At 42.9% G+C, this 22,263-nt stretch carries 21 protein-coding genes and 4 pseudogenes; 13 read left to right on the top strand and 12 right to left on the bottom strand.

The annotated features are described in order from the left end of the window. Positions 1 to 7: 7 nt before the first annotated feature. The 5 genes from XPG1_RS16580 to radC all read right to left on the bottom strand — a co-directional run bounded on the left by XPG1_RS16580 (position 8) and on the right by radC (position 3,916). Positions 8 to 997 (bottom strand): glycosyltransferase family 9 protein, encoded by a 990-nt coding sequence (locus XPG1_RS16580; RefSeq protein WP_045960224.1) that lies wholly within the window; start codon positions 995 to 997, stop codon positions 8 to 10. A gap of 177 nt (positions 998 to 1,174) precedes the next feature. Next, the gene (locus tag XPG1_RS16585) at positions 1,175 to 2,293 is read right to left on the bottom strand and encodes a glycosyltransferase family 4 protein (RefSeq protein ID WP_045960225.1); all 1,119 of its coding nucleotides are present in this window, start codon (positions 2,291 to 2,293) and stop codon (positions 1,175 to 1,177) included. A 236-nt stretch (positions 2,294 to 2,529) separates the two neighbouring features. Further along, entirely contained in the window at positions 2,530 to 2,697 is a 168-nt protein-coding gene (rpmG, locus tag XPG1_RS16590) for a 50S ribosomal protein L33 (protein ID WP_010847629.1), read from the bottom strand. An 11-nt stretch (positions 2,698 to 2,708) separates the two neighbouring features. Continuing rightward, entirely contained in the window at positions 2,709 to 2,945 is a 237-nt protein-coding gene (gene rpmB / locus XPG1_RS16595; RefSeq protein ID WP_045960226.1) for a 50S ribosomal protein L28, read from the bottom strand. Positions 2,946 to 3,223: 278 nt separating this feature from the next. Beyond that, on the bottom strand, positions 3,224 to 3,916 hold the full coding sequence (gene radC / locus XPG1_RS16600) for a RadC family protein (protein WP_045960865.1): 693 nt from the start codon (positions 3,914 to 3,916) through the stop codon (positions 3,224 to 3,226). Positions 3,917 to 4,185: 269 nt separating this feature from the next. Here radC and coaBC point away from each other — a divergent pair, with 269 nt between their 5' ends. From coaBC to slmA, 3 genes are all read left to right on the top strand, one after another. Then, on the top strand, positions 4,186 to 5,430 hold the full coding sequence (coaBC, locus tag XPG1_RS16610; protein WP_045960228.1) for a bifunctional phosphopantothenoylcysteine decarboxylase/phosphopantothenate--cysteine ligase CoaBC: 1,245 nt from the start codon (positions 4,186 to 4,188) through the stop codon (positions 5,428 to 5,430). Next, positions 5,408 to 5,866 carry a dUTP diphosphatase gene (gene dut, locus XPG1_RS16615; RefSeq protein WP_045960229.1) on the top strand — a complete coding sequence of 153 codons (459 nt, stop codon included), beginning with the start codon at positions 5,408 to 5,410 and terminating at the stop codon, positions 5,864 to 5,866. The genes coaBC and dut overlap by 23 nt, the downstream gene beginning before the upstream one ends. A 156-nt stretch (positions 5,867 to 6,022) precedes the next feature. Continuing rightward, on the top strand, positions 6,023 to 6,622 hold the full coding sequence (slmA, locus tag XPG1_RS16620; RefSeq protein ID WP_045960230.1) for a nucleoid occlusion factor SlmA: 600 nt from the start codon (positions 6,023 to 6,025) through the stop codon (positions 6,620 to 6,622). 164 nt (positions 6,623 to 6,786) lie between these two features. Here the strand turns inward: slmA and pyrE are convergent, their stop codons facing one another. Together pyrE and rph are read right to left on the bottom strand one after the other, a co-directional pair. Next, positions 6,787 to 7,428: an orotate phosphoribosyltransferase gene (pyrE, locus tag XPG1_RS16625; protein ID WP_045960231.1), complete on the bottom strand. Its 642-nt coding sequence runs from the start codon at positions 7,426 to 7,428 to the stop codon at positions 6,787 to 6,789. Positions 7,429 to 7,520: 92 nt separating this feature from the next. After that, on the bottom strand, positions 7,521 to 8,264 hold the full coding sequence (gene rph / locus XPG1_RS16630; protein WP_045960232.1) for a ribonuclease PH: 744 nt from the start codon (positions 8,262 to 8,264) through the stop codon (positions 7,521 to 7,523). Between the two features lie 124 nt (positions 8,265 to 8,388). Here rph and XPG1_RS16635 point away from each other — a divergent pair, with 124 nt between their 5' ends. From XPG1_RS16635 to dinD (XPG1_RS16650), 5 genes and pseudogenes are all read left to right on the top strand, one after another. Further along, positions 8,389 to 9,252: a YicC/YloC family endoribonuclease gene (locus tag XPG1_RS16635; protein WP_045960233.1), complete on the top strand. Its 864-nt coding sequence runs from the start codon at positions 8,389 to 8,391 to the stop codon at positions 9,250 to 9,252. 184 nt (positions 9,253 to 9,436) lie between these two features. Next, a complete protein-coding gene (locus XPG1_RS16640) occupies positions 9,437 to 10,705 on the top strand; it encodes a tyrosine-type recombinase/integrase (RefSeq protein WP_045960234.1) in 1,269 nt (422 codons plus the stop codon). Between the two features lie 162 nt (positions 10,706 to 10,867). Continuing rightward, positions 10,868 to 12,004, top strand: coding sequence for an IS701 family transposase (locus XPG1_RS16645; RefSeq protein ID WP_045957660.1), 1,137 nt, complete (start codon positions 10,868 to 10,870; stop codon positions 12,002 to 12,004). Next, positions 11,911 to 12,189 (top strand): hypothetical protein, encoded by a 279-nt coding sequence (locus XPG1_RS18620; protein WP_157879421.1) that lies wholly within the window; start codon positions 11,911 to 11,913, stop codon positions 12,187 to 12,189. Before XPG1_RS16645 ends, XPG1_RS18620 begins: the two co-directional genes overlap by 94 nt. Positions 12,190 to 12,893: 704 nt before the next feature. Then, positions 12,894 to 13,103, top strand: a pseudogene (gene dinD / locus XPG1_RS16650) (DNA damage-inducible protein D); the annotation flags it as partial. Positions 13,104 to 13,129: 26 nt separating this feature from the next. Here the strand turns inward: dinD (XPG1_RS16650) and XPG1_RS18145 are convergent. Then, positions 13,130 to 13,824 (bottom strand): IS1 family transposase gene (locus tag XPG1_RS18145; RefSeq protein ID WP_157879522.1). Its coding sequence is split into 2 segments (ribosomal slippage): positions 13,130 to 13,575 and positions 13,575 to 13,824, totalling 696 coding nucleotides; the frame shifts between segments, so codons are not numbered across the junction. Between the two features lie 65 nt (positions 13,825 to 13,889). Between XPG1_RS18145 and dinD (XPG1_RS16665) the strand changes: the two are divergent. The 4 genes and pseudogenes from dinD (XPG1_RS16665) to XPG1_RS16680 form a co-directional block, all read left to right on the top strand. After that, positions 13,890 to 14,507, top strand: a pseudogene (dinD, locus tag XPG1_RS16665) (DNA damage-inducible protein D); the annotation flags it as partial. A 159-nt stretch (positions 14,508 to 14,666) separates the two neighbouring features. Continuing rightward, positions 14,667 to 15,401, top strand: a pseudogene (locus XPG1_RS16670) (tyrosine-type recombinase/integrase); the annotation flags it as partial. Between the two features lie 175 nt (positions 15,402 to 15,576). Further along, on the top strand, positions 15,577 to 16,002 hold the full coding sequence (locus XPG1_RS16675; RefSeq protein ID WP_045960237.1) for a hypothetical protein: 426 nt from the start codon (positions 15,577 to 15,579) through the stop codon (positions 16,000 to 16,002). Beyond that, entirely contained in the window at positions 16,003 to 17,325 is a 1,323-nt protein-coding gene (locus XPG1_RS16680) for a DUF6575 domain-containing protein (RefSeq protein ID WP_045960238.1), read from the top strand. Between the two features lie 54 nt (positions 17,326 to 17,379). Here the strand turns inward: XPG1_RS16680 and XPG1_RS16685 are convergent, their stop codons facing one another. From XPG1_RS16685 to XPG1_RS16700, 3 genes and pseudogenes are all read right to left on the bottom strand, one after another. Beyond that, a complete protein-coding gene (locus XPG1_RS16685; protein ID WP_045960239.1) occupies positions 17,380 to 17,901 on the bottom strand; it encodes a hypothetical protein in 522 nt (173 codons plus the stop codon). A 446-nt stretch (positions 17,902 to 18,347) separates the two neighbouring features. Then, positions 18,348 to 18,825 (bottom strand): annotated as a pseudogene (locus tag XPG1_RS17835) (IS1634 family transposase); the annotation flags it as partial. Positions 18,826 to 18,942: 117 nt separating this feature from the next. Beyond that, positions 18,943 to 20,040 carry an ISAs1 family transposase gene (locus XPG1_RS16700; protein WP_045960242.1) on the bottom strand — a complete coding sequence of 366 codons (1,098 nt, stop codon included), beginning with the start codon at positions 20,038 to 20,040 and terminating at the stop codon, positions 18,943 to 18,945. A 393-nt stretch (positions 20,041 to 20,433) separates the two neighbouring features. Here XPG1_RS16700 and XPG1_RS16705 point away from each other — a divergent pair, with 393 nt between their 5' ends. Beyond that, complete coding sequence (locus tag XPG1_RS16705; protein WP_052708330.1) at positions 20,434 to 20,784, top strand: YcxB family protein; 351 nt, start codon at positions 20,434 to 20,436, stop codon at positions 20,782 to 20,784. Between the two features lie 208 nt (positions 20,785 to 20,992). Here XPG1_RS16705 and XPG1_RS17165 read toward each other — a convergent pair whose 3' ends face one another. Continuing rightward, the gene (locus XPG1_RS17165; RefSeq protein WP_052708331.1) at positions 20,993 to 21,964 is read right to left on the bottom strand and encodes a TPM domain-containing protein; all 972 of its coding nucleotides are present in this window, start codon (positions 21,962 to 21,964) and stop codon (positions 20,993 to 20,995) included. Positions 21,965 to 22,263 lie beyond the last annotated feature (299 nt).

The raw sequence follows: 22,263 nt of genomic DNA on the forward strand, positions 1-22,263 counted from the left end.
CTACCCTTTATTCATTTTTCAGCAAATGCTGAACAGAACACCAGACCTGATCTACCAATATCGCTGACATTGTATCTTGACGAGTCGCCTGTTTATAACCTACCGGGTGTTCAATTATCGCTAATTTTGGATGCTGTTGAGGTGCGAGAAAACGCCCAGGATGAAAACTATGATACAGAGCAACCATGGGTATTCCTAATGCCCCGGCCAGATGAGTCGTGCCTGTATCAACACCCACATACAAATTAAGTTTATTCATGATTGCCGCATTTTGCCGCATTGTTGTTTTACCAGCCAAAGACGAGCATCTGTCAGCGCCCAATTTTTCAGCCAGCCTGCGGGCGCTATCTTCACCTTCTTTACTACCGAGCAGTAAAATATGGGCATGTGGATAATGATGGTAGATACGTTGAGCTAACTCATAAAAGTGTTCTACAGGCCAGTCACGATAAGATTTTGCCGGAAAGCTCTGTAACTGAAAACCTATCCTTAATTGTTGTTCTATTCCTTGTTGACGAAGAAAATCGCTGGCATATTCTTCTTCAAGTGGGCTGACCCGATATTGCAAACGCCAATCACTGATCTCAACCCCAAGTGCATTAATTAACAAAGCCCTTTCCTGTTGCGCAGGCATCAATTCATCCGGTCTTGCAACAGCATACTCATTTGATTTTGCAGCAGAGGCATCAGCAAAATAAACGGTTAAATTTGCTACCCGTTTGGCATACTGCAATAAGGATTTATCATGGCCATATACCAGTGCCAAATCATACTGACGGCGGAAAAACCAGCCACACCATCTGGCTTTGCCCTTTGAAAAATCTTTCAATTCATTAATTTCATCGATATTTTCAAGGATTTCTTTTGTTTTTTTGTGCACCAATAGATCAATATTCGCCTCCGGCCACTTTTCTTTCAAGGCATGAATAACCGGGGTTACCAATAATGTGTCGCCAAAACGGGCAATATTGATGATTAAAATTTTTTGGGGTTGCATAATAATGAATATGAAATTATCAATCCAAGGATTGGTAGTTTAGACACTATACAGCAAAGCCATTACATGTTCTATTTACTGTGAAAATTTTTAATAAAAACAAAAATAAAATAAACGTTATTTCAATATAGTTAAACAAAAAATAGCGTTTATTCCATTGATGCTGATAAAAAAATATCACCGTTGGCTTTCTGAACAGCGATAAAAAATAGATTCCATTTTATCTAACATATTATCCAGCCCAAATAAATGAGTCGCCCGTTTCAGGGAAGCGTCCCCCATTTTTACACGTCGTTTGGTATCATGCATTAATATGTCTAATTTTTCTGTTAATTCTCCAACGTTTTTAGGTTCGATAATATACCCGGTCTCTTCATCAATGACCGCTTCTGCAATAGCCCCCACCGACGTAGACACAACAGGCAATCCACATGCCATTGCCTGCATAATGCCTTGAGGAACACCTTCATTACCAAAAGAAGGTAAGGCAAAAATATCCATTGCATTTAAACAATCAGGCACATCCTGACGATTACCAAGAAAAATAACACTGTCTGTCAATCCTTCCCGCTGAACCTGTGGTTCTAAATTCTTTCTCTGTGGGCCATCCCCCACAAATAACAATTGCCAATCAGGGTAACGTTGATGAAGAACCTTCCAACTATCAAGCAGATAACGGTGTCCTTTCCACGTTCTCATTGTGGCAACAATGCCCAACGTGGGCTTGTCTTTGATACCGATATGCTGACGGCTCAGAGATTTACTTTCAGGATGAAAACGCGATAAATCGATCCCCGTCGGTACTGAAGTCATATGGGCAAGAGGGTAGCCATTATGTATATGCAGATACTGGCGCAACTTTTCTCCGGTTGTCACGATATGTTGACCAGCACGCAGATACAGCCAACGGGTCGCAATCGATTTTGAAACATCGGTCGAGACATGGCGGGTTCTGACTATCGGAGGCATATTTTTTAATGTGGCACATGCCGCCGCTGCCAGCCAAGAATCCGTCGAACTATGGGTATTGATGACATCAAATTGACGGCCTTCTGTCTTTAACCAGCGACGCATTGCCCGAAGACAAGGAAGACGTTTTTTTTCAATAGGAAGGGCAACAACTGGCACACCATAATGATGCGCTTCACGGTACAGGGTTGAGGTTGGACAACATACGATCACGACATGATGGCCACGCTGTATCATGCCCTGGGATTCCGTCAGGATACGAATCTCCTGCCCTCCCCAGCCGCATGATGATTCTGTATGTAAGATATTCAAGGTCTTTCCAGCCATAGCGCCACACCTGACGGTTTATATTAAAAAAGCGCTAGTATAGCGGAACAATGTATGACGTCTACACACATCTCCCCTTAACATATCCTCCTCACATCTCTCCCCTGTAGATTTCAACATGCAAAGCGACATTACCCTTGGAACAGTGATAATGAGGTGGTGAGAATGGGCGAGGAGCGACAAGCAGGTATAAAAAAACCCAGCTTAACGCTGGGTTTTTTTATAGTCCACTAAAATTATTTAATTTTAGCTTCTTTGTACATGACATGCTGACGAACAACTGGATCGAATTTTTTCATTTCCAGTTTTTCAGGCATAGTACGCTTGTTCTTCGTAGTGGTATAGAAATGACCAGTACCAGCAGAAGAAACCAGCTTAATTTTATCGCGAATACCTTTAGCCATTTTTCAGCTCCTTAGTATTTCTCACCACGGGCACGCAGTTCAGCCAGAACATTGTCGATACCCTTTTTGTCAATCACACGCATACCTTTAGCAGATACACGCAGAGTTACAAAACGTTTCTCTGACTCAACCCAGAAACGGTGAGAGTGCAGGTTAGGCAGAAAACGACGTTTAGTCGCATTTAATGCGTGAGAGCGGTTGTTACCACTCACCGGACGCTTGCCAGTAACTTGGCAGACTCGGGACATGTCTCTATTCTCCAAAAATCAAATCAGCTCGAGCTTTGTATTGGGTGTGACCGCCTCGTCAGGCTTAGGAGCCCATCTCAGTCAATTTTTTACTGAAAATCGTCTTGACTGAAAAGTACGTTACCGAAAAGACTCGCATTTTCCCAGTAAGAAAATGTACTGAGATAGGCTCTTCTCGCCAAACCCAAGATCCTCAAAGGTGGCGTAGTATACGCCCTCATTCGCTGATGCTCAAGTCCCGAACAACTAAGATCTGATCGTATCGCGAAAAAACCATATCAAATCCAACCTCTTTCCATAAATGAGACACAATATTGCTTGCCAACAACAATATGATCCAAAACCTTGACCCCCACTAACTGACAAGCCTCAATAATTTTTTCTGTCACGACTTTATCAGCCAGGCTAGGCTCTGGATCACCGGAAGGATGATTATGGGCAAGAATGATGGATGCCGCATTCACTTTAACCGCTTGTTTCACAATTTCACGCGGATGAACTTCAACTTTGTTTATCGTCCCTTTAAACATTTCATCATAACAAATGACTTTATTCTGGTTTGTCAAAAATAGTACGACAAACACTTCCCTGTCTTGCCAGGATAATAAATCCTGCAAATAATGCTGAGTGACTGTGGGGCTACTCATGACATCTTCGTGGAGAAACTGACTGGAGAAAAACCGTTTTGCCAATTCAGCGACTGCCTGTAGTTGCACATACTTGCATAACCCCATCCCCTTATGCGCACAAAAATCAGCGTAATCAGCAGACAAAAGATGATAAAGCGAACCAAATGATTTCAACAGATGCTCTGCCATTTGTACGACAGGAACACCCCGGGCTCCCGTTCGCAAAAAGATTGCCAGTAATTCAGCATCTGTTAGGGAAACCGCACCATAAGCCAGTAACTTCTCCCGGGGCAGAAGATTTAAATGCAATTCATCACTTCGTTCTACGACCGTGGAATCCATCATTCCCCCTCCCTGTAATCTTCGTTATCCTCTATTTCCCAATGACAAATGGAAACCATCAATCCATATCTATTTGCCCGCTACCTGTCTTCACCATTCACGCTGTTACTATCCCACGATGAAAAAACCATCACCAGTTTCATCTGTCTGGCTTGCGCAGCACTTCGCAAACTTGCCATTTTTGACTATCAACATCAGACGGCTGCTCAACCCAATATTTTCTTATGATAGAATCTTAAGGAATTGCAACTTACATCTGGGCAATCAAAATGACAGGATTTTCCGGCAAACAACGTTCTGATATTTCGCTTTCCGATAAGCGAATCATCCTTGGCATAAGTGGCGGGATCGCCGCTTACAAAGCGGCCGAACTGGTACGCCGTTTACGTGAACACGGTGCTCAGGTACGCGTCGTTATGACTCCCGCAGCAGAAGCGTTTATCACACCACTGACCTTACAAGCCGTATCTGGTCATCCCGTCTCTGATGATCTTCTCGATCCTACAGCCGAAGCAGCCATGGGGCATATCGAACTGGCAAAATGGGCGGATTTAATCATTTTGGCTCCTGCTACCGCTGATTTACTGGCTCGCTTAACCGCCGGTATGGCGAATGATTTAGTCACCACCCTTTGTCTGGCTTCCGCTGCACCTATTGCTGTTGCGCCGGCAATGAACCAACAAATGTACCGTGCACCGGCAACCCAACATAACCTGAAACTATTGAAAGCGCGTAATGTGCTGATTTGGGGCCCCGATGAAGGCAGCCAGGCCTGTGGTGATGTTGGCCCCGGGAGAATGTTGGAACCTATGGCGATTGTTGAACGGGCGATACAACATTTCAATACCGAGCAAGATTTTTCTGGCCTAAGCATCATGATTACGGCAGGCCCTACTCGTGAAGCCCTAGATCCTGTTCGTTTCATCAGCAATCATAGCTCCGGTAAAATGGGCTTTTCCATTGCGCAAGCCGCAGCAGCGCGTGGCGCAGACGTGACATTAATCGCAGGCCCCGTGAATTTACCAACACCACCGCACGTCAAACGCATTGATGTCAGTAGTGCGTTGGAAATGCATGAACAGGTTCAAGCAACGGCGGCCTCACAAAATATCTTTATCGGTTGTGCTGCCGTATCTGACTACCGTTTTAAACACATTTCGACAGAGAAAATCAAAAAGCAAGGTGATGAAATCACATTTACACTGGTGAAAAATCCTGACATTGTAGCGAGCGTTGCCGCAATGGAAAAAGCACGTCCATTTGTCGTTGGATTTGCAGCCGAAACCCAGAATGTGGAAGAATACGCTCGCGGAAAACTCAAGCAAAAGCATCTGGACTTGATTTGCGCGAATGATGTATCCCTGGCTGGACATGGTTTCAACAGCGATACTAATGCATTACATCTATTCTGGCATGATGGCAGTGTTCATTTACCTCACAGTAGTAAATTACAACTCAGCCACCGCTTATTAGACGAGATACTCAAACGCTATGATGAAAAAAATCGACGTTAAAATCCTTGATCCCCGCATCGGGCAAGAACTTCCTTTACCGACTTATGCTACACCTGGCTCTGCGGGTTTAGATTTACGTGCTTGTCTGGATAATGCGGTGGAACTGGCTCCTGGGCAAACTGAATTGCTTCCAACTGGGATTGCCATCCATATTGCCGATGAACAACTGGCCGCCGTCATTCTTCCGCGCTCTGGCCTGGGCCACAAACATGGTGTTGTTCTGGGTAATTTAGTGGGACTTATTGACTCCGATTATCAAGGGCAATTAATGGTTTCTGTTTGGAACCGGGGTGATAAAACATTCACTATCGAACCGGGTGAACGCATCGCCCAAATGGTTTTTGTCCCGGTAGTCCAGGCTGAATTTAATTTAGTTGACGATTTTGAGGTGAGCCAACGCGGCAGTGGGGGTTTTGGCCATTCCGGTCGTCAATAACTTTCCATAAAACCTGATACCGTCAACCAATTTTCATATTTTTTGTCCACAATATTCGGCTCAACAATCACATTGTGGACAAAATATTGTGGCAAAAATATTGAGGAAAAAAGTAGCAGGATTTGTTTTGCTGTTTTAGCAGGGGTCTTATCAGACATGGCAGAAAAAGAACGGACAAAAAAGAAAAATAGACGCGAGGAAATCTTGCAGGCACTGGCACACATGCTGGAATCCAGTGATGGTAGCCAACGCATTACGACTGCAAAACTCGCCGCAAACGTTGGCGTTTCTGAAGCAGCTCTTTACCGTCATTTTCCGAGCAAAACCCGGATGTTTGACAGCTTAATTGAGTTTATTGAAGATTCCTTAATTTCACGCATCAATTTGATCCTGCAAGATGAAAAAGACACCATCACGCGCATTCGGCTCATCCTCGCGCTTCTGTTAGGTTTTGCGGAAAAGAATCCGGGGCTGACCCGTATCATGACCGGCCATGCGCTAATGTTCGAACAAGACCGATTGCAAAATCGCATCAACCAGCTATTTGAGCGCATTGAAATGCAGCTTCGGCAAATCTTGAAAGAGAAAAAAATCCGGGATGGACAAGGATTCAACTATGACGAAACCGTGTTGGCCTCACAATTACTGGCATTTTGTGAAGGGATGCTCTCCCGTTTTGTTCGTTCTGAATTTCGCTATCGTCCGACAACTGAATTTGAAGTACGATGGCCTTTAATATTGATCCAACTAAAATAATCTGCCACAACAACAGATTGTCGCCATATCGTCAATGTGTACCTGATATACCATAAACGATAACAGGTGGATGCCATTTCTACTACTCACCCCGCCCACCGTTGGGCGAGGGGATTTTTTTCTTAATCTATCTGTCGCTAGCAACTCGCAACGTTTGCTGACCATCAAATACCGTATTCTTTACGATAAACTTCCACAGCTTCCAGATGAGATTGCATTTCTGGGTTTTCACGCAAATAGCTCACCAAATCATTCAAGGTAATAATGGAGAAAACCTGACAATCGTAGTCACGTTCCACTTCCTGAATGGCGGAAAGCGTTTCACGCCCGCGTTCCTGACGATCCAGACACAAAATCACGCCAGATAGCGTTGCCCCATGCTGCTTAATGATTTCCATTGATTCACGAATCGCCGTCCCCGCAGTAATCACATCATCGACAACCACGACATGACCTTGCAGAGGGCTACCAACCAGCGAACCACCTTCACCATGATCTTTGGCTTCCTTGCGATTAAAACAATAAGGCATATCAATAGCATGCTGGTCAGCCAATGCTACTGCGGTAGTTGTCGCAATCGGGATACCTTTGTAAGCCGGCCCAAACAACAAATCACACTTGATCCCGCTATCGAGCAACGCTGCCGCATAAAAACGACCAATCAATGCCAAATCACGCCCGGTATTAAACAGCCCCGCATTGAAAAAGTAAGGACTTTTGCGACCAGATTTCAGCGTAAATTCGCCAAATTTCAGTACCTGTTTTTTCAGTGCCAGCTCAATAAATTCGCGCTGATAGGCTTTCATTGGAGTTACTCCTCTTTGATTCTTTTTATTAATGACTCGATTGCAGATATATTGCAGGCATAAAAAAGGCGACTCTTCAGCCGCCTGATTGATTAATTTAATGATTCTTGTTCTAACGCATCTCTCTGCGCGGCGAAAATGGTTTCCAATCCCTCTTTGGCCAATGAGAGCAAAGAAAGCAACTCATCATGACTGAACGGTTCACCTTCTGCTGTACCCTGCACTTCAATCATTCTGCCGTCATCCATCATGACGACATTCATATCAGTTTCTGCCACAGAGTCTTCGACATATTCCAGATCGCAACGCCCTTCACCTTCAACGATCCCAACGGATACTGCAGCGACCATCGCTTTTAATGGGCTTGCCTTCAATTTACCGTCCGTGACCAGCTTATTCAGAGCATCAACCAACGCAACACAGGCACCAGAAATGGCAGCAGTACGGGTTCCACCATCCGCTTGAATCACATCACAATCCAACGTAATGGTAAACTCACCTAACTTTTTCAAATCGACCGCAGCACGCAATGAGCGGGCAATCAAACGCTGGATTTCCATCGTGCGCCCGGTTTGCTTACCTCTGGCAGCTTCTCGGGCGTTACGGCTGTTGGTTGCCCGTGGCAACATACCGTATTCAGCCGTGATCCAGCCCTGCCCCTGACCTTTAAGAAAACGTGGAATTCCTTCTTCAACGGAGGCATTACACAACACTTTAGTATCCCCAAATTCCACCAACACAGAGCCTTCCGCATGTTTGGTGTAATGACGGGTCATTTTAATAGGACGCACCTGCCCTGCCGCTCTTCCCGCTGGACGCTTTCCTACTAAGCTCATCGTGTGATCTCCGTTGTTAATACATGATTGGAGGCACATTATACGGCCTAAAGTGGTGAATGCCTATCTTGCATCTACATGGGGCGTTATAATCCATCCATCATTTTATAATTGGGAACGACTTATGATCCGTAGTATGACTGCTTTTGCACGGCGAGATATCAAAGGAGATTGGGGAAATGCGGCATGGGAACTGCGTTCTGTCAATCAACGTTACCTGGAAACCTATATTCGCCTGCCAGAACAACTCAGAAGCCTTGAACCCGTTATCCGCGAGCGCATTCGTTCCCGACTGACGCGCGGTAAAGTGGAATGTAACCTGCGTTTTGAGCTGGATATCCAGTCTCAAAGTTCCTTACTTCTGAATGAAAAACTGGCAAAACAACTGGTTGAAGCAGCCAACTGGGTTAAGTTGCAAAGCGGTGAAGGCGAAATCAATCCGGTGGATATTCTCCGCTGGCCGGGAGTAATGTCTGCTGAAGAGCAGAATTTGGATGCCATCAGCACACAGTTGCTGGCGGAATTGGAGCTGGCACTCGATACCTTTATTCAGAGTCGCGAGACGGAAGGGCAAGCACTTAAAGCACTGATTGAACAGCGTTTGGATGCTGTGACTGTCGGTGTGGCTAAAGTCCGTGAACAAATGCCAGCCATCCTGCAATGGCAACGTGAACGTTTACAAACCAAATTGGACGATGCACAAATTCAGTTGGATAATAACCGTCTGGAGCAGGAGCTGATTTTATTAGCGCAACGGATTGATGTAGCAGAAGAATTAGATCGTCTGGACGCTCACGTTAAAGAGACACGTAATATTCTGAAGAAAAAAGAGGCTGTTGGCCGCCGATTAGATTTTATGATGCAAGAATTTAACCGCGAATCAAACACATTAGCCTCAAAATCAATTAATGCAGATGTGACCAACACGGCCATTGAATTGAAGGTACTAATTGAACAGATGCGCGAACAAATTCAAAATATTGAATAGTGTTTCATAGAGACTCTTAAAATATCAAAAAGCCAGTTTATACAATGTATTGCTGGCTTTTATTCTATCATGAGATTGCACTAAAACTCACAATAGCGCATGATTATTGGGTACACCTAGGTGTACACCTTAGCTAGTAAAAATAATTTTAGGTGTACCCACGCTAGCCGTAGGAGGTAACCCAATGCCAAAACTTACAGACAAACAGATTAGGGCATGGATAAAGTCAGGGGAAAGGTTCGAAGGTAAAACGGACGGTAACGGCTTATATCTGAGCTACAGAGAAAACTATAAACACCCAGTTTGGCGTTTCAGATATAAGTTTGCAGGTAAACGCAGATCTGTATTGCTTGGTTCGTATATTGATATATCTCTTGCTAAGGCCAGAGAGATAACAAAAGAATTATCAGCCCGCGTATCTCTGGGCTATGACGTTGCTATGGAGAAACAAGAACGCAAAGCTGAAGCACTGGCAAAAATTGAGGCTGAAAAAAATGCTATCAAAGTTTCAGATCTAGCAGCCGAATACTTCAAACGCCAGATACTTCCTCGTTGGAAACATCCCGACATATTGCGTAGGCGTATCGATAAGGATATTAATCCACGCATCGGTGATATGAATATCGAGGATGTTAAACCCCGTCATATTGATGAAATGCTAAAGAGCATCGTCGACAGGGGTGCACCAACTATAGCTACAGATGTTCTACGATGGGTCAGACGTATATTTGATTATGGTATCAGACGTCAACTCATTGATGTAAATCCCTGTTCAGCATTCGAGGTTGCTGATGCTGGTGGGAAAGAAGTATCACGCGATAGATGGCTAACCAGAGAAGAATTAATCATTGTGCTGAGGGCGTTCAGAGCGTCCACAATCAGCCGTCAGAATGAAATCAGCTTTAAGATATTGCTAGCTCTATGCTTGCGCAAAATGGAGCTATGCGCTGCTCGTTGGGAGGAGTTCGATTTTGCTAATGGAGTTTGGCATTTCCCGGCAGAACGAAGCAAGAACGGTGATGCAGTAGATATTCCTCTATGCCCACAAGTTATCGATTGGTTTATGGAATTAAAACCAATGGCCTGTAGTAGCCAATACGTTCTACCAGCAAGAAAAATGCAACACCGCATGATTCCACATATCCAAGAAACCACCCTACCCGTTGCACTTGCCAAAGTAAGACGAGAACTACCGCCTAGCATACCTAATTTCACCATTCACGACTTTAGACGAACCGCCAGAACCCACTTAGCCGCTTTAGGTGTCGATCCATTTGTTGCCGAACGTTGCTTAAATCATCGTATAAAAGGTGTTGAAGGTATTTATAACAGGCATGATTATTTTGATGAACGGAAAGCAGCATTAGCCAGATGGTGTGATTTTCTGGTGGCACTGGAGAAAGGTGAAAATTACAACGTGACTCCAATAAATAAAAATGTGACGAGGAAATAACGTGGTTAGCTTTATTAAATTAGGAATATTTGAACGAGAGGCAAAAACTCCAGCATTAAATACAAGGCAATTAGCCTTATTATTATGTGGATTAGTACTACAGCCGTAATCCATATTGTGCCATGATGGGGTTCTTCTTCCTTGAATCAAAGGTGGTGTCACATGCCATCCCCTGCCAAAATCTGGGAACAGGCGCTACAGGCATTACATGCCCGTCTGGCTCCCTTATTTCACTCTACCGGCCCGCGACAACGCAGCCTCGCCTATCTTCGGGGATTGCTCAGTGATGTTGAACGTAAGAATAGCTGGCAACTGGCTGAATGGATGGGGGAAAGTTCCCCCGATGGCATTCAATATTTGCTGGAACGCGCTGACTGGGATGTCGAGATGGCCCGCGATATCCTGCGGGATTATGTCACCGAACATTTGGGCGATGAACAGGGAGTTCTTATCCTTGATGAAACCGGTTTTATCAAAAAAGGGACCCATTCTGCCGGGGTACAGCGTCAGTATAGTGGGACCGCTGGACGGGTAGAAAACAGCCAGATAGGCGTCTTTCTATGTTACGCCGGCCACGGCGGGCATGCTTTTATTGACCGGGCCTTATACCTGCCCCGCCAATGGACCGATGACCGTGCCCGCTGTGAAGCCGCGGGTATCCCGGCCAGTGTCACGTTTGCAACGAAACCCCAGTTAGCCCGGCAGATGCTGGAACGGACATGGGATGCCGGCGTGCCCTGTCGCTGGGTGACCGCGGATGAAGTGTATGGCCGTGACCGTCGTCTGAGGGTCTGGCTGGAATCCCGATACCAACCCTTTGTGTTAGCCATTCCCTGCAATACCCCCTTATGGTGGCGAGGGCCAGAGTATATGCGTGCTGACCGGATTGCCGATACGTTGACTGCCGCTGACTGGAAAACACGGTCAGCGGGAACGGGAACAAAAGGTGAGCGTGAGTATGACTGGGCTGTTGTGCCATTATGGCGTTTACAGCTCAGTGAAGAGGAGCGGCGTTATGGTCATTATCTGTTGGTTCGCCGCAGCCGGGATAGTAGACAGGAACGGGCTTACTATGTGGTGTATGCCTTGCGAGAACAGGCGGATCTTAATACGCTGGTTCAGGTGGCGGGTTGTCGCTGGGAAATTGAAAGTGGCTTTAAGGAAATCAAAGGGAAATGTGGACTGGATCACTACGAAGTGCGGCGATGGCAGAGTTGGCACCGGCATATTACCTTGTCGTTACTGGCCCATGCAGTCCTCGCGGTTCTGCGGGTACAGGAGAAAAAAAAACACCGGTAGGTCGGGTTCCGCTCAGTGTAGCGGAACTCCGTAAGCTGCTGTCAAAACTGATGGAAAAAGCGGGAGAGACAATCGAACAGGTTTTACATTGGTCAGACTGGCGACGACGGCATCAATACCGGGCACAACAATGTCATTATCGTCGCCGGGGAAATCATCGGCTTACAGAACAATTACGGCTGTAGTACTAAGAATCAGCATCAACCTTTTCTGGCCAGAATTGTCAGGCGCAGAACGTGAACAGTGAAAATAAATGTTTCACACCATTTCAGTTTACATTTCCTCTTACCCCGCATAAAGACTGGCTTTCTAGTTTTTATGTTGGGTTTCCGCCCAAGTAAAAATCTCACGTAAAATAGAAAAATTATTTTATTTCAACATCATACAATCACATCATCAGAATACGACGGAATAGGAAACTGTAATTTACTGAAATTCTTTTCACTCATTTCAGTTTGTGATTTTTCTCACACAGCCAGCACTGGCGCGATCTGGTGATTTGGTTTGTAGGATCTTCAAACTGAAAAAACTTTTTGATCCAAAACGTGCAGGCGGGTGCGGAGTAGTGCGTTTTACGTCGGGTTTACGTTTATTTCGTGGGGATTACGTGGCGTAGGTGTGATGTAGTGACGTGAACCAAATAAATCTATCTAGACCACCAAATTTTATCTGCGTAGCTTAGCGTGCAACTGGTTGCGTTGTATGAGCATGTAAAAAGGCCACAGTTAACGCTGTCTCTTGGTGGGTGATTATTTTACTTTGTGAATGGTTTTAGATTTGTGATAAATGCAAGCAACGCCATGCTTACAATTTGGTGGGCTAATGATTACATTAAAGGTAAGCTACCCACAGCATCAATCTATACTACCAACCTGAGAGGGGCGATACCATGGAGCAACACCAGCCATTTGAAGAAATAAAAAGAATTGATGAATCAGGTAACGAATTTTGGTCGGCCAGAGAGCTTTCTAAGCTGCTTGAATATTCGGAGTATCGTCACTTTACACCTGTTTTAGAACGAGCTAAAGAAGCTTGCTCCCATAGCGGACACAATATTGAAAACCATTTCGAGGATGTCCTCGATATGGTCAATATTGGGTTGTGTATTCAATGCGTTGATTGACTCTAAATATAATATTCTCTTTCGATAAAAGTCCCGATGACTTTATCATGCATTTCCGGCGATTTTGAATAACCCAATGTTTTGCGGTTTAATCGCTTAATTCGATTACGAAGAGTGAGATTTTCACGCTCGATCCGTTGCGTGAAACTTTTCCCGATGAGGTGTTTATTCGTTTGTAACATATTGTAAGCATTTAAATTATCTGTACACCAGAAAGCTACGTTGAATCGAGCGAGTTTTTTCAATAGCTTCTTCAGCGTTTTCTTATTCCGCCTTCCAAAGGTATGAGCAATGATACGTTTCAGACGGGGCTCCCAAGCATACCATAACCAACGTTGTTGTTTTTTATTGCCGACAAAAGACCACATCTCGTCAACTTCACAGACCAACTGAATTTCCAAATTATCCAGTGGCAGTGCTGTTACCCATCTTGGGCGGAGTTTTTTAGGGTGCGAACAACAGCATTAATACTGATGTGTAATGCCCGTGCGGTATCACGAATACCTGAATTATTCATGGCAAGATCAACGATTTGTTCTTTTATCCCGGCATGACAGGCGCGATAAGAATAATCCAGTTGGAAAGTGCGATGACAGGAGAAACAACGATAACGCGGGTGACCCCCTTTCCCTTTACCATGCTTTTTCACCGCTTTTATTTGGTTGCAAAATCGGCATTTTACTTCCACTGTTGCCACTCAAGTTCTCCCCATAAAAATGGTGATTATAACTAAGGAACAACGCCTTGAATACACGACCCAATATTGGCTCAGGTGCACAAAGAAAATTAAAGGATGTAATACTGTCTCGTTATGCCTGCTATCTCGTTGTACAAAATGGCGATCCGAGCAAACCAGTGATAGCGACAGGGCAGACATATTTTGCAATTCAAACCAGGCGACAAGAGCTAGCAGATGATGCAACATTTAGAGAACTGCAAGAAGATAAAAAGCGGCTCTTGCTACGCAATGAGCTAAAAGAGCATAACAAGCAGTTAGTTGAAACAGCCCAGCGAGCAGGCGTAGAAACAAGTATTGATTTTGCCATTTTCCAAAATCACGGCTACCAAGGCTTATATGGTGGACTAGACCAAAAAGCAATTCACCAGAGAAAAGGCTTAAAAAAAACACAACGGATATTAGATCACATGGGGTCAACGGAGCTTGCTGCTAACTTGTTTAGAGCAACCCAAGCCGAGGAAAAGCTGAGGCGAGATAACGTAAAAGGCAAAACACAAGCAAACCAGACCCATTTTGACGTTGTAAGAAAAGTAAGGGATACAATCCAAGAGTTGGGCGGAACAATGCCAGAGGATTTACCATCGCCAGAGAAAAGCATCAAGCAATTAGAAACGACAGCAAAGAAAAAACTCAAAAAGTAATCACATCGCTAATATGTGATTTTCGATTGTACATATTACAATCAGCTAGTGGTATACCTCGATTTAGCGTGTACCCAAGGGTTTACCCATAGAAAATATTGAATAGCATGAACCCAGTAAGGGCAGGCTTCATATCGCATACTCAATGAATAGATCCTATGGACTCGCCGTATTTTCGATTACGGGATAAGACGCCATATGCTGGAAACGAACCCCACTGGCGCTTTTGAAATTGATGATGCGGGTGGGCAGGAAAAAAGCAGAGAACGCTGATTAAGCCGTGAAGAGCTTGTGAAATTCTTGCAGGCAATGCCGATGACAAAAGGGTTCTCACGCCAGAACGAGCTGACAATGAAGCTTCTGCTGGTGTTCTGCTGCCGTAAGATGGAACTCTGTGGTGCACGTTGGGAAGAGTTCGATCTTGACGAAGCTATCTGGCGTTTACCCGCTGAACGAGTTAAGAATGGTGATGCGATCGATATCCCTATCCCTGTACCAGCACTTGAATGGCTGAAAGAACTGCATCAGATATCCTGCAATAGCCAGTGGGTGCTTCCAGCTAGAAAGATGTAGTACCGCATGATTCCCCACATTCAGGAAAGCACACTGCCTGTTGCTTTGAGCAAGGTAAAGAGCAATCTACCTAATGTGCCTAATTTTACTATTCATGATTTTCGACGCACCGCACGTTCACATCTGGCGGCATTGGGTGTTGACCCAGTAGTTGCAGAACGATGCCTGAACCACAGAATCAAAGACGTTGAGGGGATTTACAACCGCTATCAGTATTTTGATGAGAGGAAAGAAGCATTGGAGCTATGGGCTAATTTGCTTACGTCCTTAGAAAGGGGCAAGGGCTATAACGTGATGCCATTGAGAAAGGGTATCGCATGAAATGTACTGACATGTAACCGATAATCAGATTGGTTACATGTCAGCAGTTGGGTTTCAACCATCTTTTTGCGCCATATTCCCTTGAGTGATCAATACTTGTGAGAAGTATTCTTGATTTAACGACCAGTTTGAGGGTAAATATAGCAATCTGTAAAATCTACCGACCGTTACCAATATGTTAAAAAAACAAGATTCTAAGAACGTAAAAAAAGATGGTTGGCCCGACTTTTTCCCATCTGATCTTGAGCTACCACCGAAGGATTCTGTTGATGCAGCTGGAACTTTATACAGGCTAGTTAGATCATTACCGCCGACAGAAGAGTGTTTTTGGTCAACCCATCAAGAACAGCCTAACAGGCATCAAAAATGTAATACCTTAGAAAAAAAACAGGCTGTTTATGGGACAAGTGTGTGGTCTAGTAAAGAACTCTTACTTGAAGCGATGGAATCGCTACCTGAAGCCTTGAAACAACGCAAGTTAGCCAGCGGCGTAGTCAACGCTAGTATGGGGAAAATGCGTAAAACCCTTGAAGAGGGTCACATTACATTGTGGCTAAAAAAAAATAGCCAAATCCATATAAATTTTAGCGAGGTTAAATAAATGGAATTATTCGCTAGTTATCCAACATTTGGTAAACTAAGAATAATAAATGTTTACCTCGAGTTTGATGGTCCAAAAATTTTCTATGCTGAAAATGAAAGCGGCTCAACCTTCTTTGTATATTGGGTTGGCGATGAAGCAACTTCCGAAAATTGGTATGTAATTCCGTGTTCAAAAGCTAAAATAATAGCTTTTGAAAAAAAACAATTAAATCTAAAAACAATACTTGAACAACAGGAACAAGACTATTTTTACGACGTTAAATTGCCATTCTCTTCCAGCAAAGAGCTGATTGTTAATTTTAAACACAAAAATGAAATATCAGAGATAAAACTTCCTAAGGAAAATGTTTTTGTAAAAAGTATAAAAATTTATTCTCCTAGCATTCTTGAAAATGATCTCATCCCAACACATGAGTTAATTGTATCTAAAACAAATAAGAAATCTAAGAAAAATGTTTTATTAGAACATATGAGCCTTGTTTGTGATAGGTTTAGTGAACTAGTATTTGGCTTTAACAAATCACATGATATTATTAGTAGCTTACAACCCTTAAATGCAAGGTATGGTTCTTTTGCAATTTCTCTTCATGCAGAAAACTTGACGAAATTCGAAGAATTTTTGGCGAAAGCATCAGAGTTAATGATCCATAAAAAAGATATCATTTCCTTCTTAGAAGAATGGGATATAGATATTAAAGTTTTCCTAAATTTATTAAAAGCAATAGAACACTCAAGCATTGATTTTGAACTGCGCTCTTCGGCAGAACCAGATAAAATCATAAAAATATACAAGATTGATGCAGAGATATATTTATCGCGCCTAAAGAAAAGAGCTCTTACATATATTTCATCAATCAAAGTTCCTCAAGGAAATGATATTGAAAAAGTGTTCAAACTTATTGACTTAAAATGGAATAATGAACCAGTAAATGCTATATCATTAAGTGTTAAACCAAGACTAGTTGCTTATTATAGACAATCTGCTCATATACTTGGATTTGTTGAGTATAATGGTGAGTTAACACCTCAGGGGCAAAGAATTGCTCTGTCAGATAGCAACACAAAATATAGGATTACCGCTAATGCCTTTGAAGCCAGTGAATGTGCATGGGCATGGATAAATCACTTTGATTTAATTAATATTGCTGAGATTGACCCCAATACTGCTAAGGATTTCCTGACTGAACGCTGCCCAACCTTATCTGGCAAAACAATTACCCGTAGAGCAAATACTCTATCATCGTGGTGGAAACAGCTCAAGCCACATTATTTAGATGCCAAATCTTTTAATGATGAAAGACATCCAAAAAACGAAGTCTGATTAAAGCATAGATAAAGAGAGGATTACCTCTCTTTATTCTATTTATCTCAAACATTATCCTTCTGATACATTTTTAGATAACTGCTGGAGCTTTTTAATAAATACATCCCAGTTATAAGAGCAAATTGCACCCATACATAAATAACCAATCTTTACACTATTTTTTTCTTCATCAAGGTTAGAACCACCAGTGAGAATTATCAACCCACTATAAATGAGGCAAAAGATTAATATCCCTATAATAATAGAAAGAATTGGAGCCATGAAATAACCCCATAAATGATCAATATCTAACCTCTTATTTACAGCGGCATACTTGTGTAATGAAGTAATACCTAAGGTTGCACCACCTAAAATTGCACCAAATATAGTGAATATTGCAAGTTTAATTTCTTCGTTTATAATGAAAGTTTTATTAAAATGCAACATACTTCCTAAAAAAGAAAAATCACCGGACAACAATAAAAACAAATATTTTATCGAAAGAAAAGAGTATGCCATTAGATAAATAAAAATGATGGAAGCTAAAACCAGCCTCCCCCAACTAAAAGGTACTTCTTCAATATCCTGTTCCATTCTTTCTCTCTTACTATTTTTTGATTAAAGATGTGATTTTTACTTGCATTGAACGACCGACAGAGCATACGCTAGGGCAAAATAAATATTATTGTACAACTAAGTTTTTTGAATCTATATTACCATTTCTTGTATAAGGCATCAATGTACCCTATCACAATCACACCGAATATCTTTACCCGGTGAGCTAGTAATTTTTAACCTTAATAAAATTTAACTTGTTGACGATTTATAAACTCTTTTAGCAAAGACACTTAAGGTAAGAGCCACTACAATTTGTAACTCTTACCTGCTCAACTATTTTCGAACGTATTCCCCATCCATTGAACCAACAGCAGAAACACCACAATAGTTTTCACAACTGCAGGTCATTACATTAACGGAACCATCGTTTAATTCACTAATCACTGCAACACAGACACTTGAACCGACATTCCGCATCACTTTCAGGAATAAAATGATTCATAGGGTTGCCCCAATATTTTCAACAGTTCATTTTGATACCCCTGTATTCCCATCACCATACGGTGTTCCTGAAACTCAAAAGTACTAATCCCTTCGAAGGTCAAAAACACCCAACGCGCCGTGGGAGATTGGGTGGGTTTACCTTTCATATCGGGATAGAACGGGGGATTTTGCTTCAGTCCGGTGCGGATCTTATGCTCCAGTGCGGCATAAACCATTAAACTGCATGTCATTATCATTAATAACGCTTCGATACGTTCTGGCTTTTTCAAATAAATCGCTGAGGTCAGAAACTCCGGACTTTTCAGAAAACGGAAACCCCGCTCGACTTTTTTGTTGCGCTTTGTAATTAGCCAGCAGAGTTTCCATATTCAGCACTTTATCGTCCATTTCATTCGTCGCCAGAATAAACATACCGACTTTGAGGCGGGCATAAGCCACTTTCTCCAGATGGCTGTAGACGCACGACACACACAACTAGCTGCTTGAGGTGTTGAAGGTATCTATAACAAGCATGATTATATTGATATGAGGGTTATCGATAATACCAGGGCGCGAGCATACTTTGATTGATATCTATCCAAAGAACACTTGTGCACGGTAATCATCACTCCAGCCTGCTTTTTTAAGTTTATTTCTTTGGCTGGGAGCACCACAGTTACATTGTTTTACCATATTCAATACGATACACCGGAATAACGCCAGATTTTCAATGGCTCCGTCCAGAACAATACGTGAATCATCCTCTTTAAAAACCACATCAAGGATATAATGTTGACTATTTTCAATCCGCCAATGCTGTCGGATGTAGTGCCCTAAGGATTTGTGCCGGGGAGAAAGTGAGCTGATATAGTAAGACGTATCTACCGTGCCTTTGCCATTTTCTGACCGATGTCGTTCGACCGCGATGATACTGCGAATTGTTGGCCATTTTTCTGCCATTTCAGGGGAAAATTGAGGTTTGAGCTGGAAAACATAGCGCTCTTCCCGACGTCCATGCGCTTCTTGCTTAACTTCAGTGACAATTTGTTCTTTACCTGCATCAAACACCGCCTGAAATTGTAATTGGACAGCAGCCCATAACTTAGGCTGATTTTTCTTTACCTGAACAACCACATGCGCTTTCTTTTCACGGATTTTTTCCCCTGTTTCACGCTGACAATGCAGGGCATCAAGCGTCACAATACGGCCTTTTAGATTAAGGATATCCAACATTTGGCGAACAACTCGAATTTCACCGTTTTTCGTGGTTGTGGCTTTCTGGCTCAACACTAATCCCCGTTCGGTGTCATACGCTGTGACCAATTGGACAGCATTTTTCTTTTCATTCCGGTAAGCCCGTCTCAGGACTTTTCCATCAAAGGCGATGACGGGTTTATCACCTAACTCACGCTGTTCATTAACCCAGTTCAGTAAAGCTTCCAGTAAAGAATCCAGCTCGATAGCCCGCAGTATTCTCGCAATGGTATGTCGACGGGGTATTCCATGGGAAAAAGCCCGGTATTCCTGTAACCACTTAATTTTGGCTTGCCCGTAAGTTTCAATGTCTTGCCAACCTTCGGCTCCCGCCATAATGGCACTGACAACGAGGAAAATAATATCAACCAGATCGTATTGACGATTAATGTCAGAGCGGGTTTCTTTCACAACGGATAAATGTTCAATCAGAGTCATAGGTAAGCAAGTAAGAAGGAAAATAAGTCTCATTAGATCATGTCGTTTGCCTTCATACAAGAGATGTTAAAAAAGTATGCTCGCGCCCTGTCGATAATACGAGGATTAAAAATTTATTACTCCGGGTGTGGCGGACAGGCAACAATCTGAGAAAGAGCATCAACCATTTTCTGGCTAGAATTACCAGGGGCAGAATGTGAACAGTGAAAATCAATTTCACACCATTTCAGTTTGAGAATTAAGTTGGGGGCTGTCCTAGATAATGGTTAAATTTTACCTTTAACTATTTGTTTTATCAGTGCAGGCATTGCTGTTTTTCTACTCTTTTTAACTGCCATTATTCTTAATTTACAAGTTGATAACGTCAGTGATGTCATTATTCGAATCAAGAATATGAACCTCTGTGCATTTATCTTGCTTGCTGCATCTTTCGCTGGGTTTGTTTTGACGCAAGCATTAGAACAGTTTGTTATGAAAAAGAATGAAAAAAAAGAGCAGGAGAATCAGGAATACGTTCGACATTTAAAAATAAACCGATATTACATTGAGAATATTCAGGGATTCGTTAGCACGAAAGCTTCTTGGTCATTCATCAAAAGGGCTTACATCAAGAAACAATTTATGTTCATACAAACAAATAACAATGAATATATTGTTTTTCCTGCCAGATCGCTGGCGTCAGAAGCAGAATTCCAACAATTATTTATGTTCATCACAGAGCAGATTAATAACCATTCTAAATAAAAAATACCGCCAACTCAGAAGCCGAAGCGGTAGACAAACATATCAAAGGTCGCAGTGTAATAATGGGCAACCGTGCAGAGTTTGTCAGGCAGGCGATCATAGAGAAGCGAGAAACGATAGCAAAGAAAAACTCAGGGAGTAGCAAAGAAAAATACGCACGCTATAGATAGGTGGAGAAGAAAATATCCACCTATAGCCTAAAAACAAATTACCAGTCGCTTGATGCACCACCACCGTTACTTCTGCCACCACCCCCTAAAAAGTTACCATCATCGTCATCATTGTCATCACTTTTGGGGCTGTCAGCACCAGAGCCAGAGCCACCAAACAAACCGCCGAACAGATTGCTGAATAGGCTTTTCAACAATGACAGTACTGAGAAGAGAACCAAACATATCAGAATGACGGGCAGCAGGAAGATTAGCAGATAAAACGCTAATGGAATGGGCGGGAATATGCCAACAAGGCTCAGTACGTAGGTGGCTACCGAGGTGGTAAGGACACATTTAAGGTAACGTTTAAACCAGTGCCCGGTGCGGAAAACTAACCATGGCAGGCATAACATGCTCACCAGGCAAAATCCGAAGGGCGCAACGAGGCTTTCCTCTGATACCTTATCGGATATGTTGTCAAATGCGCTATTTTCTTCAACAGCCTTCGCAACCCTCGACAATTCCGTCTGTGTTTCCGCTTGTCCAAGCAAGGTGCCAACAGCATCAATGGCGTTACTAATCCCTTCATAGTAAGCCATCTCTTTGAAAGCAGGTTTCACCTCCTTACGTAAGATACCGGAAACCTTGCCATCTGTTAGTTGACCTTCCAAACCGGAACCGACTGCAATACGCATTTTATGGTCATCAACAGCGATCAAAAACAAAATTCCATCATGGCGATCTTTTTCTTTGCTCCCCAATTTCCATTTATCAAATACCCGGGAAGCAAACTCTTCAACCGTATCACTCCCCGTCGTCGGGAGAATCAAAACGGCCATCTGTACCTTTTTTTCGGCTTGCAGCTTTTTCAATTGACGAGTCAGTCCCTGCTTCTCTTGTTTTGTCAGAATCGTAGCGAGATCGGTGACACGTTTGCTTAATGCCGGGACATCAATAACCGTGGTTTCTTGTTTTATCTTCTCTCCAGCCGATACATTACCTATGCCGCTAAGCAATAAAAACAGCACCAAAAAAAATCTTATTATAAAGGCAGGGGTTATTCTCGATTGTGTCATTCCGTCACAACAACCACTTTTTGGCCTATGGGAAACTACTAACATCAAATATCCTTAGTTCTTATTTAGCAGATCAATCATCGCTATTATATGGATATATCCCATTCTGCGTAATCAAAAAACACATTATCGAAAAAAGCAAAATAACAAACGTTAGCGCAGATCACCGCAGAAAAACTGCTGATGAAATTAACAATATGTCATTTTCAATTGGAGAACATATCAAAAGCAGCGTTATCTGCACACTCATC

This window comes from Xenorhabdus poinarii G6 (assembly GCF_000968175.1).
Lineage (GTDB): Bacteria > Pseudomonadota > Gammaproteobacteria > Enterobacterales > Enterobacteriaceae > Xenorhabdus > Xenorhabdus poinarii.

Coding starts and splice junctions, on each gene's coding strand:
- XPG1_RS16680 (WP_045960238.1), top strand. CDS start 16,003: ATGGAATTATTCGCTAGTTATCCAACATTTGGTAAACTAAGAATAATA.
- XPG1_RS16580 (WP_045960224.1), bottom strand. CDS start 997: ATGCAACCCCAAAAAATTTTAATCATCAATATTGCCCGTTTTGGCGAC.
- XPG1_RS16685 (WP_045960239.1), bottom strand. CDS start 17,901: ATGGAACAGGATATTGAAGAAGTACCTTTTAGTTGGGGGAGGCTGGTT.
- XPG1_RS16700 (WP_045960242.1), bottom strand. CDS start 20,040: ATGACTCTGATTGAACATTTATCCGTTGTGAAAGAAACCCGCTCTGAC.
- radC (WP_045960865.1), bottom strand. CDS start 3,916: ATGGATTCCACGGTCGTAGAACGAAGTGATGAATTGCATTTAAATCTT.
- dut (WP_045960229.1), top strand. CDS start 5,408: ATGATGAAAAAAATCGACGTTAAAATCCTTGATCCCCGCATCGGGCAA.
- slmA (WP_045960230.1), top strand. CDS start 6,023: ATGGCAGAAAAAGAACGGACAAAAAAGAAAAATAGACGCGAGGAAATC.
- rph (WP_045960232.1), bottom strand. CDS start 8,264: ATGAGCTTAGTAGGAAAGCGTCCAGCGGGAAGAGCGGCAGGGCAGGTG.
- pyrE (WP_045960231.1), bottom strand. CDS start 7,428: ATGAAAGCCTATCAGCGCGAATTTATTGAGCTGGCACTGAAAAAACAG.
- coaBC (WP_045960228.1), top strand. CDS start 4,186: ATGACAGGATTTTCCGGCAAACAACGTTCTGATATTTCGCTTTCCGAT.
- XPG1_RS16675 (WP_045960237.1), top strand. CDS start 15,577: ATGTTAAAAAAACAAGATTCTAAGAACGTAAAAAAAGATGGTTGGCCC.
- rpmG (WP_010847629.1), bottom strand. CDS start 2,697: ATGGCTAAAGGTATTCGCGATAAAATTAAGCTGGTTTCTTCTGCTGGT.
- XPG1_RS16585 (WP_045960225.1), bottom strand. CDS start 2,293: ATGGCTGGAAAGACCTTGAATATCTTACATACAGAATCATCATGCGGC.
- XPG1_RS16635 (WP_045960233.1), top strand. CDS start 8,389: ATGATCCGTAGTATGACTGCTTTTGCACGGCGAGATATCAAAGGAGAT.
- XPG1_RS16645 (WP_045957660.1), top strand. CDS start 10,868: ATGCCATCCCCTGCCAAAATCTGGGAACAGGCGCTACAGGCATTACAT.
- XPG1_RS16640 (WP_045960234.1), top strand. CDS start 9,437: ATGCCAAAACTTACAGACAAACAGATTAGGGCATGGATAAAGTCAGGG.
- rpmB (WP_045960226.1), bottom strand. CDS start 2,945: ATGTCCCGAGTCTGCCAAGTTACTGGCAAGCGTCCGGTGAGTGGTAAC.
- XPG1_RS18620 (WP_157879421.1), top strand. CDS start 11,911: ATGGCAGAGTTGGCACCGGCATATTACCTTGTCGTTACTGGCCCATGC.
- XPG1_RS16705 (WP_052708330.1), top strand. CDS start 20,434: ATGAACCTCTGTGCATTTATCTTGCTTGCTGCATCTTTCGCTGGGTTT.